13 protein-coding genes are annotated in these 14,914 nt (G+C 56.8%); 9 read left to right on the top strand and 4 right to left on the bottom strand.

The annotated features are described in order from the left end of the window. Positions 1-84: 84 nt before the first annotated feature. The 4 genes from galT to gpmA all read left to right on the top strand — a co-directional run bounded on the left by galT (position 85) and on the right by gpmA (position 4,208). On the top strand, positions 85-1,128 hold the full coding sequence (gene galT / locus DEU53_RS00890) for a galactose-1-phosphate uridylyltransferase (RefSeq protein WP_110865753.1): 1,044 nt from the start codon (positions 85-87) through the stop codon (positions 1,126-1,128). Then, entirely contained in the window at positions 1,129-2,277 is a 1,149-nt protein-coding gene (galK, locus tag DEU53_RS00885; protein WP_110865752.1) for a galactokinase, read from the top strand. Continuing rightward, positions 2,271-3,305 (top strand): galactose-1-epimerase, encoded by a 1,035-nt coding sequence (galM, locus tag DEU53_RS00880; protein ID WP_101763197.1) that lies wholly within the window; start codon positions 2,271-2,273, stop codon positions 3,303-3,305. Before galK ends, galM begins: the two co-directional genes overlap by 7 nt. Positions 3,306-3,455: 150 nt before the next feature. Then, positions 3,456-4,208 (top strand): 2,3-diphosphoglycerate-dependent phosphoglycerate mutase, encoded by a 753-nt coding sequence (gene gpmA, locus DEU53_RS00875; protein WP_008109047.1) that lies wholly within the window; start codon positions 3,456-3,458, stop codon positions 4,206-4,208. A 61-nt stretch (positions 4,209-4,269) separates the two neighbouring features. Here gpmA and aroG read toward each other — a convergent pair whose 3' ends face one another. Beyond that, complete coding sequence (aroG, locus tag DEU53_RS00870; RefSeq protein WP_110865751.1) at positions 4,270-5,322, bottom strand: 3-deoxy-7-phosphoheptulonate synthase AroG; 1,053 nt, start codon at positions 5,320-5,322, stop codon at positions 4,270-4,272. Positions 5,323-5,621: 299 nt separating this feature from the next. Between aroG and DEU53_RS00865 the strand changes: the two genes are divergently transcribed. From DEU53_RS00865 to zitB, 4 genes are all read left to right on the top strand, one after another. Beyond that, positions 5,622-5,978 carry a YbgS-like family protein gene (locus DEU53_RS00865; protein ID WP_192236776.1) on the top strand — a complete coding sequence of 119 codons (357 nt, stop codon included), beginning with the start codon at positions 5,622-5,624 and terminating at the stop codon, positions 5,976-5,978. 103 nt (positions 5,979-6,081) lie between these two features. After that, a complete protein-coding gene (locus DEU53_RS00860; protein WP_110865750.1) occupies positions 6,082-6,666 on the top strand; it encodes a response regulator transcription factor in 585 nt (194 codons plus the stop codon). 38 nt (positions 6,667-6,704) lie between these two features. Then, positions 6,705-9,734, top strand: coding sequence for an ATP-binding protein (locus tag DEU53_RS00855; RefSeq protein WP_110866428.1), 3,030 nt, complete (start codon positions 6,705-6,707; stop codon positions 9,732-9,734). Beyond that, positions 9,703-10,668, top strand: a complete 966-nt coding sequence (zitB, locus tag DEU53_RS00850; protein WP_110865749.1) for a CDF family zinc transporter ZitB — start codon at positions 9,703-9,705, stop codon at positions 10,666-10,668. Before DEU53_RS00855 ends, zitB begins: the two co-directional genes overlap by 32 nt. Here the strand turns inward: zitB and pnuC are convergent. The 3 genes from pnuC to DEU53_RS00835 all read right to left on the bottom strand — a co-directional run bounded on the left by pnuC (position 10,662) and on the right by DEU53_RS00835 (position 13,115). Continuing rightward, positions 10,662-11,384 carry a nicotinamide riboside transporter PnuC gene (gene pnuC / locus DEU53_RS00845; RefSeq protein ID WP_110865748.1) on the bottom strand — a complete coding sequence of 241 codons (723 nt, stop codon included), beginning with the start codon at positions 11,382-11,384 and terminating at the stop codon, positions 10,662-10,664. The genes zitB and pnuC overlap by 7 nt on opposite strands. Before the next feature lie 27 nt (positions 11,385-11,411). Next, positions 11,412-12,473 (bottom strand): quinolinate synthase NadA, encoded by a 1,062-nt coding sequence (nadA, locus tag DEU53_RS00840; protein WP_101763203.1) that lies wholly within the window; start codon positions 12,471-12,473, stop codon positions 11,412-11,414. A 135-nt stretch (positions 12,474-12,608) separates the two neighbouring features. Next, positions 12,609-13,115, bottom strand: a complete 507-nt coding sequence (locus DEU53_RS00835; RefSeq protein ID WP_110865747.1) for a methylated-DNA--[protein]-cysteine S-methyltransferase — start codon at positions 13,113-13,115, stop codon at positions 12,609-12,611. 158 nt (positions 13,116-13,273) lie between these two features. Between DEU53_RS00835 and DEU53_RS00830 the strand changes: the two genes are divergently transcribed. Next, positions 13,274-14,740, top strand: coding sequence for an AlkA N-terminal domain-containing protein (locus DEU53_RS00830; protein WP_110865746.1), 1,467 nt, complete (start codon positions 13,274-13,276; stop codon positions 14,738-14,740). Positions 14,741-14,914 lie beyond the last annotated feature (174 nt).

The following is a 14,914-nucleotide window of genomic DNA, read 5'->3' as shown; positions in this document are numbered from 1 at the left end:
AGACTGGATCACGCTTTCACGCTGGTCTTTGTGCTACTTTGATCAAAATCATTTTTATCTGTTTGCCGTTTACCAGGACTCATCATGGAAAAATTTAACCCGGTCGATCACCCGCATCGCCGTTATAACCCATTGATCGATCAATGGGTGCTGGTCTCACCCCATCGCGCTAAGCGCCCGTGGCAAGGTGCGCAGGAAACCCCGGCACTGGAGCAACTGCCAGCGCACGATCCTGACTGTTTCCTCTGTGCCGGAAACACCCGCATTACCGGTGACAAAAACCCAAACTATAAAAGCACTTACGTGTTCACCAATGACTTTGCCGCGCTGATGACTAACACGCCAGACGCACCGCAAAGCGACGATCTGTTGATGCGCTGCGAAAGCGCACGCGGTACCAGCCGGGTGATCTGCTTCTCGCCGGATCACAGCAAAACGCTGCCGGAACTGCCGCTGAGCGGGCTGGAAGATATCGTGCGGACCTGGCAGGAACAGACTGCCGATCTCGGTCAGCACTATCCGTGGGTACAGGTGTTTGAAAACAAAGGTGCGGCGATGGGCTGCTCCAACCCGCATCCGCATGGCCAGATTTGGGCCAACAGCTTCCTGCCAAACGAAGCGCAGAAAGAAGATGACAACCAACGTCACTATTTTGCCGAGAAAGGCACGCAGCTGCTGGTCGATTACGCTGCGCGCGAGTTGAGCGATGGCAGCCGTACGGTGGTGGAAACCGAACACTGGCTGGCCGTGGTGCCGTGGTGGGCGGCGTGGCCGTTTGAAACCTTGCTGCTGCCGAAAGCCCATGTGAAACGCATCACCGATCTCTCCGAGCCGCAGCGCACCGATCTGGCGCTGGCGCTTAAGCAGCTCACCAGCCGCTACGACAACCTGTTCCAGTGCTCTTTCCCCTATTCGATGGGCTGGCACGGCGCGCCGTTCAACGGCGAAGCCAACGATCACTGGCAGCTGCACGCACACTTCTATCCGCCGCTGCTGCGTTCAGCCACGGTACGCAAATTTATGGTTGGCTATGAAATGCTGGCCGAAACCCAACGTGATTTAACGGCGGAACAGGCAGCTGAACGTCTGCGTTCTGTCAGCGATGTCCATTTCCGCGAGGCGCAATAAATGTCATTAAAATCCATTACTCAACAGGTTTTCGCTGACACTTTCGGCTATCAGGCGACACACAGCATTCAGGCACCGGGCCGCGTCAATCTGATTGGCGAACACACCGACTACAACGATGGCTTTGTGCTGCCGTGCGCCATCGATTATCAAACCGTGATTGCCTGCGCCAAACGCGACGATCGCCAGGTGCGTGTGATTGCCGTCGATTACGACAATCAGCAGGACAGCTTCTCGCTGGATGCGCCGATTGAGCCGCTGAAAGAGCCAATGTGGGCCAACTACGTGCGCGGCGTGGTGAAACATCTGCAAAAACGCGATGCCAGCTTTGGCGGCGTGGATATGGTGATCAGCGGCAACGTGCCACAAGGCGCGGGCCTGAGTTCTTCGGCGTCGCTGGAAGTGGCGGTCGGTACCGTATTCCAGCAGCTGTATGCATTAAACCTCGATGGCGCAGCGATTGCGGTGAACGGTCAGGAAGCGGAAAACCAGTTTGTCGGCTGCAACTGCGGCATCATGGATCAGCTGATCTCGGCGCTCGGTCAGCCGGATCACGCCATGCTGCTGGATTGTCGTACGCTCGGCACGCGCGCGGTATCAATGCCGGAAGATGTCGCGGTGGTGATCATCAACTCCAACTTCCGTCGTAGCCTGGTGGGCAGCGAATACAATACGCGTCGTGAACAGTGTGAAACTGGCGCACGCTTCTTCAATAAACCGGCGCTGCGCGATGTGACGCTGGAAGAGTTTGAAGCCTCTGCTGGTGAGCTGGATGCGTTGGTGGCAAAACGCGTGCGTCACGTGATTAGCGAAAATGCGCGCACGCTGGAAGCCGCCGATGCGTTAAGCGCGGGCGATCTGAAACGCATGGGCGAACTGATGGCCGAATCGCACGCCTCAATGCGTGACGATTTCGAAATCACCGTGCCGCAAATCGATCAGCTGGTTGAGATTGTGAAAGCAGAAATCGGCCCGCGCGGCGGCGTGCGTATGACCGGCGGCGGTTTCGGTGGCTGCATCGTGGCGCTGATGCCAACCGATCTGGTCGATGCGGTGAAAGCGGTGGTCGCTGAGAAGTATGAAGCGCAAACCGGCATCAAAGAGACCTTCTACGTGTGCAAAGCCTCCGCAGGAGCAGGCCAATGGTAAGTGATGTGAATTCACACGCGCCAGACGGGCAACCGTGGCGCATCACTGTGCTGCGCAATCGCAACGGCATGGTGGCTACTTTTATGGATTGGGGCGCGACCTGGCTGTCAGCGCGCGTGCCAATGTTGGATCACAGCGTGCGTGAAGCGCTGCTCGGCTGTGCCACGCCGTCCGATTATCTGCATCAGGATGCTTATCTTGGCGCGACGATTGGCCGCTACGCGAACCGCATCGCCTCGGCCGAACTTAAGCAACTCAATCTACAGCTGGCGGCTAATCAGGGCGCACATCAGCTGCACGGCGGGCCGCAAGGTTTCGATAAACGTCGCTGGCAGATTCTCAGTCAGAGCGAAAGCGAGGTGCACTATCGCCTCGATTCGCCCGATGGCGATCAGGGTTATCCCGGCAATGTGATCGCCAATGTCATCTATCAACTTGATGACGATAATTGCTTGTCGATTCGCTATGAAGCGCAAACCGACAAGCCTTGCCCGGTCAATCTCACCAACCATGCTTACTTTAATCTTGATGCGCATCATGGTGATGCGCGCCAGCATCGCTTACAACTGCACGCCGATCGTTACCTGCCGGTGGACAGCGAAGGCATTCCTAACGCGCCGCTGAAAGAGGTGGCGGGAAACAGTTTTGATTTCCGCCAGCCGAAGCGCGTCGCCGATGAGTTCCTTGCCGATGACGATCAAAAAGCGGTGAAAGGCTATGACCACGCCTTTTTGCTTAACACCGCTGGCGACAGCAGCCAGCCCGCCGCCCATTTATGGTCTGCCGATGGCAAGCTGGAGCTGAGCGTGTTTACTGCCGCTCCGGCGCTGCAGTTCTACACCGGCAACTATCTGGCGGGAACACGCGCCCGTGAGCAGGACAGCTATACTGCTTTCCAGGGCATCGCTCTGGAGAGCGAATTTTTACCGGATTCGCCTAACCATGCAGAGTGGCCGCAGCCCGATTGCTGGCTGCAACCCGGCGACAGCTGGCAGTCCGTGACGCGTTATCGCTTCACGCCGCACTGAGCCACCGGATGAAAAACGCGCACTGCGCTGCCGACAGGCTTACGCCGTGCGTTGTTTTCCGCTATGGTATGGCGCTATTAGTGAGCCGCTTCTCAGTGGCCGCAGCCGGTTTCAATACTAATCGTAAATCGAGCATTAAGGAGTAAAGCTATGGCCGTAACTAAGCTGGTACTGGTGCGACACGGCGAAAGCCAGTGGAACCAGGAAAACCGCTTCACCGGATGGTACGACGTTGACCTGTCTGACAAAGGTCGCACTGAAGCCAAAGCAGCCGGTCAGCTGCTGAAGAAAGAAGGTTTCGTGTTTGATTTCGCTTACACCTCAGTGCTGAAGCGCGCTATTCACACCCTGTGGAATGTGCTGGATGAGTTGGATCAGGCTTGGCTGCCGGTTGAAAAAACCTGGCGTCTGAACGAGCGTCACTACGGTGCGCTGCAAGGTCTGGATAAAGCAGAAACCGCCGCTAAATACGGTGACGAGCAAGTGAAACAGTGGCGTCGTGGCTTTGCTATCACGCCACCAGAACTGGATCGCGCTGATGAGCGTTTCCCAGGCCACGATCCGCGTTACGCTTCACTGACTGACGCGCAGCTGCCAACCACCGAAAGCCTGGCGCTGACCATCGAACGCGTGATTCCTTACTGGAACGAAAGCATTCTGCCGCGCATTAAGAGCGGTGAGAAAGTGATCGTTGCTGCACACGGCAACTCACTGCGTGCGCTGGTTAAATACCTCGACAACCTGAGCGAAGACGAGATCCTCGAACTGAACATCCCAACTGGCGTGCCGTTGGTGTATGAGTTCGATGAGAACTTCAAGCCACTCAAACGTTACTATCTGGGTGATGCTGATGAGATTGCTGCGAAAGCCGCAGCCGTAGCAAACCAGGGTAAAGCGAAGTAAGCGAACGCTGAAACGCAAAAAGGCCAGACGCAAGTCTGGCCTTTTTTATTGCCGCATTGGCTTAGCTGCGGCGCTGTTTGACCGCCTGAGCCAGCTGACGCAACGCCTTCTCAGTGTCTTCCCAGCCGATACAGGCATCGGTCACGCTCTGGCCGTACACCAGCGGTTTGCCGCTTTCGAGGCTCTGATTACCTTCCACCAGATGACTCTCGATCATCACGCCAGTAATCGCCTGCTCACCACCGGCAATTTGCTGTGCCACGTCGTCGGCAACCACCATCTGACGTTGGAACTGCTTGCTGCTATTAGCATGGCTGAAGTCGATCATCACTTGCGGACGCAAGCCTGCTTTCTCCAGACCGGTTTTCACGGCCGCCACGTGTTCGGCGCTGTAGTTCGGCTCTTTGCCGCCGCGCAGGATGATGTGGCAGTCTTCGTTACCGCTGGTTTCGACAATCGCCGAGTGACCATATTTGGTGACTGACAGGAAGCAGTGTGGCGCGCTGGCAGCACCGATGGCGTCAATCGCCACTTTGATGGTGCCGTCGGTACCGTTTTTGAAGCCCACCGGGCAAGAGAGGCCGGAAGAGAGTTCGCGATGCACCTGCGATTCGGTGGTACGTGCGCCAATCGCGCCCCAGCTCATCAGGTCGGCCATATATTGTGGCGTGATCATATCGAGGAACTCACCGGCGGCTGGCAACCCGATATCGTTGATATCCACCAGCAGCTTGCGCGCCAGGCGCAGGCCGTCATTGATCTGGAAGCTGCCATCCATAAACGGGTCGTTGATCAGCCCTTTCCAGCCCACCGTGGTGCGCGGTTTTTCAAAGTAAACGCGCATCACCACTTCGAGATCGTCTTTCAGCTCATCACGCAGTGCCAGCAGGCGCGTCGCATACTCTTGCGCAGCCTGGGTATCGTGAATTGAGCACGGACCGATCACCACCAGCAGACGATCGTCTTCGCCATGAAGAATGCGGTGAATCGCCTGACGTGACTGCGCTACGGTTGCAGCCGCTTTATCGGTGGCGGGGAATTTTTCAAGCAAAGCAACAGGAGGCAGTAACTCTTTGATCTCTCTGATGCGTAAATCATCGTTCTGGTAATCCATACACAATTCCATTCAAATTTCTGGCCCAACGTCCGTCGGGCGCAACCCGCCCACTTTAGCCCTTCGCGCGGTGGGTGTAAATTACGCACCGCGCTTAAAATGTACATCTCAAATTTGCATTTATATATCCATGCACTAAGCTTTTTAAATGTAAGCACTAAGGAATGATGTGTTTGCAAAATTAAATTTTTAAGTGAAGCGTATAAGGTGGATTTTGTTCCATCGCGGCACGCTATTTTCGTCACTCAACACCAGCGGGTGTTAGACGGCAACTATCCATTAATTACTGGAGCATAATGATGAATAAGTTTGCAATGATCTTTCTGACAGCAGCGATGACCATGGGTAGCGGTGCTGTAATGGCTGCGGATAACAACAATGGTGCGGCCAACGCTTCAGCTGAAGCCGGTGCAGCAGCTGGCGGTGCAAAACAAAATCTGCCACCTAATAATGTTGATAACAGCAAAATTAACAGCGGTAGCACCAATACCAACAGCGCAGCAACGTCAGGCACTGACTCAAGCAATATGTCAGCCAACCAGGTGCACAAAAACAGCATGTGCAAAGACGGCAAATGCCCGGACATGAATAAAAAAGTCGACACTAAAGAGGGTGGCGGCCACGTGAAACATAAAACAGACGGTACTTCGCAATAAGTTTCCTTCTGTTTGATCAAGGGAGAGCTTCGGCTCTCCCTTTTATTTTGCCCCCCGCCCTTTTCCGCTATGCTGAAGCAATGAAATTCACAGGAACTGTTTCATGGCTTCATTGCTGCTTATTGATGATCACCCGTTAGTTGCCGTCGCACTGGAAGCGGCTTGCGTTAACGCTCCTATCACGTTGAACATTCACGCCGCTGGCGACGAAGCGCAGGCGCGCCAACTGCTTCAACAACATCCCATCGATTTAATTGTGCTGGATATCGGTTTACCCGATTGCGACGGACTCGAACTGCTGCGCCGGTTGCGCATGCGTAATCAGCACTGCCCGGTGTTGATCTATTCCGCGCAGCAGAGCCGCCACACGCTGCTCAGCGCCGTGTCGCTTGGCGCTGCCGGTTACGTGGTGAAAAGCCAAAGCATGGCGCAACTGCTGAGCGCGATTCTGGCGGTGCTCGGCGGCCAGCAGGCTTTTCCGCCGCTGCCGGAACGTATCGAACTGCCGTTAACCGAGAAAGAGCAGCAGATTGTAGCGTTGCTGGTGCGCGGCCTCTCGAATCTGCAGATTGGCGAACAGCTGCATATCAGCAATAAAACCGTTAGCACCCACAAGAAGAACATCCTGGAGAAAACCGGCGTACAGTCGGTGGTTGAGCTGGCTGAGCTGTGGAAAGCGCAGCAGTGAGGATCTGTTTACTGCTGTGTACGCTGCTGCTGAGTGTGATGGCGAAAGCCGATCTGCAACCCGCCAGCAGCGTGATGTTACCCGCGATGATGCCGGCCCCGCACGCCGAGCCGTGGCCTGGCGCAACGTTGCGCGTCGCGGTGCCGGCACAAAACAGCGCACCCTGGGCGATGCGTATTGGCGATCACATCTGGGGCATCGACGCCGACTATCTCAGCGCCCTAAGCCAGTTGACCGGTACGCATTTCACGCTGCAAAGCTATGCCGATCGCGCGCAGCAACTGGCAGCCTTGCAGCGCGGCGAGGTGGATTTGGTGTTAAGTAATCAACATGCCCAGCTCCCATCCGATGTGCTGCTCAGCGACAGCTGGTACAGCAGCCCGATTCGCATCTATCGCAACCGGGATAATCAGCGCGCGGTGATGTTCAATAGCGAAACCGCGCAGCTCACCATTGCCGAAGCGACGCTGGCGCAGTTGCCCACTGAATTTGTGCAGCAGCATCGCTGGCACACCTTGCCGGGCGATCTGCAGGCGCTGTATGCGCTGCTCAATCAGCAAAGCGATTATCTGGTCGCCGATGAAGCCAGCGCCGGTTTCTTGCTGGGCCAGCTGCAGCAAGGACAAATTTACCAAATCACTGCCGATCCTGGCGCGGGCGAATTAACGCTACGCGCAATGACGCGCAATGCCGCGCTGATCCACTGGCTTAACAGCCAGCTGCGCCTGCTGCCCGCCGAGTTCAGCAGTCGGGTCCAGCAGCGCTGGAGCCCGCCGCTGCTGCGTTATCAGGACACACAAACTCTGATGCTGTCGGCCAGCGAAAAGCAGTGGCTGGCGCAACATACTGAGATTCCGTATGCGGTTGAGGCGGATAACGCGCCCTGGAGTTATCGCGACAGCAGCGGCAACGCGCGCGGCTTCGGCATCGACATGCTGAACGCGCTGAGCCAAAGTACCGGCCTGCGTTTTACCCCGCGCTGGGTCAACAATCCGCAGCAGGCCGCCACGCTACTGCAGCAACAGCAGGTGATGCTCAACCTGTTGCAGCCGCTGTATGGCGACGATCCCGGCAGCAATACTTTGCCGGTATGGCGCGCCATTTGGGGCATTTACACGCTTGCCACGCATCAGGCAATGAACTGGCAATCGTTACAAGGCCAGCGCGTGGGCGTATTACGCGACGATCTCGCCATACGTTTGGTGCCGTCAGGTATTACGCCGCAGCCGTTCGACGATCGGACGCAGCTGTGGCAAGCGCTGAATAACGGTCAGATCGATGCGCTGGTAGATAACGTGCTCTCTGCCCGCTGGCGTATGGCGAGTCACGAAGATAATCGTGTGCATCTGGCGTTTGCTGCCAGCGATATCGCCTGGCCGCTGGCGCCGCAGGTCAGTGCTGAACAGCCTGAGCTGCGCGCCCTGCTCGACCATGCATTGCAGCAAATCCCGCCTGATACGCTCAACCAGATGCGCGTCAGCTGGTCACAGCCGCCGCAGCCCGGCACGACGATGGCGATGCGCAATATTCCGCTGATGATTTTGCTTGCGGCAGGCGTAATTATTCTGTTGCTGTTGGGCTTGCTGGCGCGTCGTTACTGGCAGCAGCGTCGTGACCGATTGCAGCGTGAGCAGGCCGAACGCGCCAATGCCGCCAAAAGCCAGTTTCTCGCCACCGCCAGCCACGAACTGCGCACGCCGATGCAGGCGATTCTCGGTTTGCTGGAGCTGGAACAGCAGCAGCATCCGAGTGAACGGCTGGCGCTGATGCACAGCAGCGCGCGGTCGCTGATGGCGCTATTGAACGACTTGCAGGATCACGCGCGTATTGAGAGCCAGAGCTTCCGTCTGGCGCCGCGCCCGCTCAATCTGACGCTCTGGCTGCAGCAACAGCAGCAGTTTTATCATCCCTTAATGCGCGATGCCGGGCCGAACCTGATTGCCGAAGCGCTAACGCCGCTGCCTGCCAGCGTGTTGCTGGATGGCGATCGCCTGCAGCAGGTAGTGAATAATCTGGTGGCCAACGCCCTTAAGTTTACCCGCGAAGGCGAAGTGCGCCTGTCGCTGGCGGTCAGTGAGCACATCCAGCTTACGGTCACCGACACCGGCAGCGGCATCCCGCTTAACGAGCAGGCAAAACTGTTTGAGCCGTGGTATCAGGCGCCGTCCGGCAAAAGCCATGCGGTGCAAGGCAGCGGCTTAGGTTTGTTTATCTGTCGCGAGATTGTGCAACGAATGGGCGGTACGCTAACGCTCACTTCGGCACCGGGCAGCGGCACCACGGTCAGCGTGCAGTTGCCATTAGTCGTGAGCCAAGAGCCGTTAACCGAGCGCACAGCCAGCTGGCCTGTTTACCCGCAGCTGCGCGTGGCCATTGTGGACGATCACCCGACCAATCTTTTGGTGATGCAGCAGCAGCTGGCGATGTTTTGCGTTGAGGCGCAGGTATTTGAAGAGGGCCGAGCGCTGCTGCGCGCCGATGCTCAGCGCGCCTTCGATATTCTGTTTATCGACCAGATGATGCCGCGCCCGGATGGTTTAACGCTGCTGCGTATTCTGCGCCGTCGTCAGCGCCAGCGCGGCAGCACCTCGCTGCGCGTGCTTTGCTCTGCAGATGTTCAGTTGCTGAAAATCGCCTTGCTGGATGACGAAGCTCTGCTGCTCAAACCCATTGAACTCGATCATCTGGCACCGCTGCTGGCGCGCGCAGTAAAAGATCCATTGGATGTCTTGCCAAACAGCTTACTGATTCTGGCGCAGGATAATCAGGCATTTATTCCGCGCATCTGTCAAACCTTGCAGCGCACGCTGCAACAGGATCGGGATTTGCTGTTGAACGCGCGCGATACACAAAATTGGACGGCGCTGGAACAGGCTGCACACCGCATGAAGGGCAGCTGGTTGATGCTGGGCATTGATGAGGTAGCCGAGCGCTGTCAGCAGTTGATTGAGCAGGTTAAACAGCAGCAGTTGCCGCTTGATGATCTCAATTTACTGATATCATTAACAAACAGGTTACTTAAACAACTGGATAATTATGGCACACACGCATTCTCACGGGACCGCTAACGGCAACCGCAAACGACTGGCCGCGGCGTTTGGCGTAACGGCGCTGTTTATGGTGGCCGAAGTGATCGGCGGGCTGGTTTCTGGCTCGCTGGCGCTGCTGGCCGATGCCGGACATATGTTGACCGATGCCGCCGCGCTGCTGATGGCGTTACTCGCGGTGCAGTTTGCTCAGCGCAAGCCTAACGCGCGCCATACCTTCGGCTTGCTGCGTCTCACCACCTTAGCGGCGTTCGTCAACGCCATTGCGCTATTGGTGATTACGGTGCTGATTGTCTGGGAAGCGCTGCGTCGCTTCTATGAACCCCAGCCGATTGCCGGCGGATTGATGCTCGGCATCGCCATTGCCGGTTTGCTGGCCAATCTGCTGTCGTTCTGGCTGCTGCATCGCGGCAGCGAAGAGAAGAATCTCAACGTACGTGCGGCGGCATTGCATGTGCTGGGCGATTTGCTGGGTTCGGTCGGTGCGATTGTCGCGGCGGTGATCATCATGCTGACCGGCTGGACGCCAATCGACCCGATTTTGTCGCTGCTGGTGTCATTGCTGGTGGTACGTAGCGCCTGGTCGCTGCTGCGCGAGAGCCTGCATGAGTTGCTGGAAGGTGCGCCGGGCCATATCAACGCGGATAAACTGTCACGCGAGCTGACGCGCAATATCAATGAAGTACGTAACGTGCATCACGTTCATTTGTGGCAAGTGGGTGAAAAACCGGTGCTGACGCTGCATGTGCAGGTGATTCCGCCATACGATCATGACGGCCTGCTTAAGCGCATTCACCACTATTTGCATGAGCACTATCAGATTGCCCACGCCACGGTGCAGATGGAATATCAGCCGTGCAGCGGGCCGGACTGCGAGTTGTGTTTAGATAATAGCGCCGCGCAGCACGATCACCACGATCATGCTGCGCTGGAAGGTCACGCTCATCATCACTGATGGGACAGCGCGCGCGAGCCATGTTCGCGTGCGCTTTGCATCCACAGGCGCGAACCGTTAAGCGCAATCAGCGTCAGAATCGCGTACTCCAGTGACATGGCATATACGCCCTGACGCGCAAAGATCATCACGCTGATAACGTTGATCACCACCCAAAGCAGCCAGTTCTCAACGTACTTACGCGTCATCAAAATCATCGCCACAATCGACAGCACCATCATGCACGAATCCCAGAACGGGAACGCATCCGGCTGCAGTTGCGGCATCGCCACGTTAAGCCCCAGACTCTGCATAATGCCGACCGCTGTTTTGGTCAGGAAAGCAAAGACCGGATCGATGTACACCGTCATCAGCGCAATCGCCACCACGCACGCCGCGCCCCAGCCCAATGCTTTTGGCAGCGGCAGCCAGCGAATTCTCAGCTCCGTTTCGTTGTTAGAGGTTTGCCGACTCCACGCGTACCAGCCGTAAACGTTGGCGACGAAGAAGAACAGTTGCAGCAACAAGCTGGCGTAGAGCTGAATCTGGAAGAAAATCACCGCGAACAGCGTGACGTTTATCAGCCCGAAAAAGTAGTTGATGATTTTCTCAAGGCTGGCGAGCCAGATGCACAGCAGGCCCGCAAGGGTGCCAACGGCTTCGATCCATGAGAGATCGTAGCCGCCAACGCCGAGCGGAATGTGAACCAGAATATTTTGCGTGCTAAAGAAGTCCATATAAGGTGCCTGTGTAACGGGAGCCCGTCATGCATTCCCTTTGATTTTAAGTTTGAGATCTGCAGCAAAGGATAGCATGCGGTTGAGCGGTAGCAACGCGGCCTCACGCAACGCGCTATCCACATGGATCTCATGCGCGCTGCCGCCACGCTCCAGTCCTTCGGCAATCGCTTTCAGGCCGTTCATCGCCATCCAAGGACAGTGCGCACAGCTGCGGCAGGTGGCGCCCTCGCCTGCGGTGGGCGCTTCCAGCAACTCTTTGTTCGGCACCGCCTGCTGCATTTTGTAGAAGATGCCGCGATCGGTGGCGACGATCATCTGCGGATGCGGCAAACTTTGCGCCGCCTGAATCAGCTGACTGGTGGATCCCACCGCATCAGCCAGATCGACAATCGCCTGCGGTGATTCAGGATGCACCAGCACCGCCGCATGCGGATAGAGCGCCTTCATGCGTTGCAAAGCCTGTGTTTTGAATTCGTCATGCACAATACAGGCGCCCTGCCAGCACAGCACATCCGCGCCGGATTTTTGCGTGACGTAGCGGCCGAGATGGCGATCCGGTGCCCAGATGATTTTCTCGCCGAGGCTGTCAAGATGCTCAATCAGCTCAACCGCGATGCTCGAGGTGACGACCCAATCCGCACGCGCCTTCACCGCCGCCGAGGTGTTGGCATACACCACCACAGTGCGATCGGGATGCTGATCGCAGAAGCGGTTAAATTCTTCAATTGGGCAACCGAGATCGAGCGAGCATTCCGCCTGCAAGGTGGGCATCAGCACGGTTTTTTCCGGGCTAAGGATTTTTGCGGTTTCACCCATAAAACGCACGCCCGCCACCAGCAAGGTTTTAGCGGGATGGGTGCTGCCGAAACGCGCCATTTCCAGTGAGTCCGATACGCAGCCACCGGTCTCTTCCGCCAGCGCCTGAATTTCGGGATCGGTGTAGTAATGCGCCACCATCACCGCATCGCGTTCTTTCAGCAAGCGTTTGATTTTGTTTTTGTAGTGGGCTTTTTCATCGTCGCTGAGACGTGCCGGTTTCGGCGGGAAAGGATAGATCGCGCTTTCAGGATCGAACATCAGGCTCATGACACGGCTCTCGTTTTCTCAATTTAACAAAATTGCCGGTTACGGCAATGATGCGGCATCAAAACCGCTATCGTGTTTTATATGCTAAACACGATAACGGAATTGCGCGAGAGTGTCGTCTCTTTTTTGCGCGCTCTACAGCAACAATGCGCTGCTCAACGTTTTCTGCGGACTTTCCAGCTCCAGCAGGAAGGCTTTAACGGTGAGTCCGCCTGCAAAACCGGTGAGTTTGCCGTTGCTGCCAATCACGCGATGGCACGGTGCCATAATCGACAGCGGATTTTTACCGTTCGCTGCGCCCACAGCGCGCACCGCTTTCGGATTGCCGATCTGCTCGGCGATTTGCTGGTAGCTGCGCGTTTCTCCAAACGGGATGGTGAGCAGCGCCTGCCACACTTTTTTCTGGAACTCGGTGCCGACGGTGTCGTACGGCATATCAAACTGCTGACGCTCACCGGCGAAATATTCGCGCAGCTGGCGTTCGGCCTCACACAGAATCGGATGCTGATCGTTACGGCTGATCGGCTTCAGCGGCACGCGCTGCGCCCCTTCGTTTTCCCACAGAATCGCCGACAATCCTTTATCGGTGGCAACAAGCGTGAGCTCACCAACGGGCGTCGCGATGATTTTGGCATGATACATGGTGCACCTCCGGCATATTCTCTGCTGGCGATTATCGCATTTCCGTCGCAGGAAACTGGCTGTTTTCGGTCATCAGCATAAACTGGTTAGCTGTCCGAAAGCAGCGAGTTTTCCTGTTCAGCTTGCGCGACCATGCCGTTTATTTGCCGGAGACGATGATGTTTGATGCTGAAATTGCGTACCAGGCGCTGACGTCGCGCGATAGCCGCTTCGACGGGCTGTTTTTTGTTGGCGTGACATCCACCGGCATCTATTGCCGCCCCATTTGTCCAGTGAAAGCGCCGATGCAGAAGAACTGCCTGTTTTTTAGCAGCGCAGAGGCCGCCGAGAAAGCGCACTTCCGTCCGTGTTTACGCTGCCGTCCGGAACTGGCGCCCGGCTCTGCGCCGGTGGATAGCCATCACCGCATTGCCGATCGTTTGATTCGCCGCATCGAAGAGGGCTTGCTGGAAGAGCAGGAGACGCTGGCAGACATCGCTGGCGAGTTTGACCTCAGTGAACGTCAATTGCGTCGCGTGGTGCAGCAGGAGCTCGGCGTATCGCCTTTAGAGCTGCGTCAGACACGTCGTATGCTGCTAGCCAAGCAACTTCTGACAGAAACCTCTTTGCCGGTCACGGAAATTGCTTACGCCAGCGGCTTCCGCAGTTTGAGGCGCTTTAACGATGTGTTCCAGGCGCGCTATCGCATGACGCCCTCCCGCCTACGTAAGCAGAATCAACCCGACGCCGTGAAAACCACGCAGGAGAGCGCCGAACTGCGCCTGAGTTATCGGCCGCCTTACGATTGGGATGCGATGCTCGATTTCCTGCAACAGCGTGTGATGAAGGAAGTGGAATGGGTGAACGAGGGCATGTATCACCGCACCGTGGCGCTGGGCAACTGTCGCGGCTGGGTGCGTGTGAGCCATGTTGCGGGGAAACAGTCGCTGAAGGTGCAATTCACAACGTCGCTAACGCCAGTGCTGCCCGCTTTGCTGCGTCGGCTACGCGATTTGTTTGACCTGGATGCGCAGCCACAGCGCATAGCAGAGCATTTAAGCCACGATCCGTTATTAGCCGAGAGCTTATCGCGCTTTCCCGGCTTACGCGTTCCTGGTGCGTTTGACGGCTTTGAGTTGGGTGTGCGCGCGATACTCGGCCAGCAGGTTACCGTGAAAGCCGCAACCACGCTAAGCAGCCGAATGGCACAGCGCTTTGGTGAGCCGCTGGTGACGCCGTGGTCAGAACTTTCGCGTTTGCCGCCAAATGCGGAGTCGCTGGCGGCGGCGAGCATCGATGATATTGCCAGCCTGGGAATCGTCAGTGCGCGTTCACATGCCATTCAGGCGTTGGCGCAGGCCTGCGCTTCTGGTGCATTACGCTTTAACGGTGCGGTGAATCCGGACGTGGTTCAGCAGCAGTTACTGGCGCTGAAAGGCATAGGGCCGTGGACGGCAAGTTATATCGCCATGCGCGCGCTGCGTTGGCCTGATGCGTTTCCCAAAGAGGATATTGCGATTCGTAATAATCTCGGCGGCGTGAGTGCCAAAGTGGCGGAGCAGTTATCGCAGGTTTGGCGGCCGTGGCGCAGCTATGCGGTGCTGCATATCTGGAAAAGTCTGACGCCGGTTAAGGTTAAAAAATAGATTGGGCTTAAAAGCTTGCCAACCAGCCGGAAGGACCGGGCGGTTCCGTAAAGTCGCCGTGGATACATCCCTGTAGGCTCTGCCGGCGCATCCATGCGCCGGAAGCTTTACTCCACCGCCCGGCCCTTCCGTCTTCGTCCAGCATGCGTGCGATTATTTCAAGCAACGACAAAG

The organism is Pantoea sp. AG1095 (assembly GCF_003208415.1).
Classification (GTDB): Bacteria; Pseudomonadota; Gammaproteobacteria; order Enterobacterales; family Enterobacteriaceae; genus Pantoea; species Pantoea leporis.
This window is presented reverse-complemented; position numbering and strand designations above follow the sequence as displayed.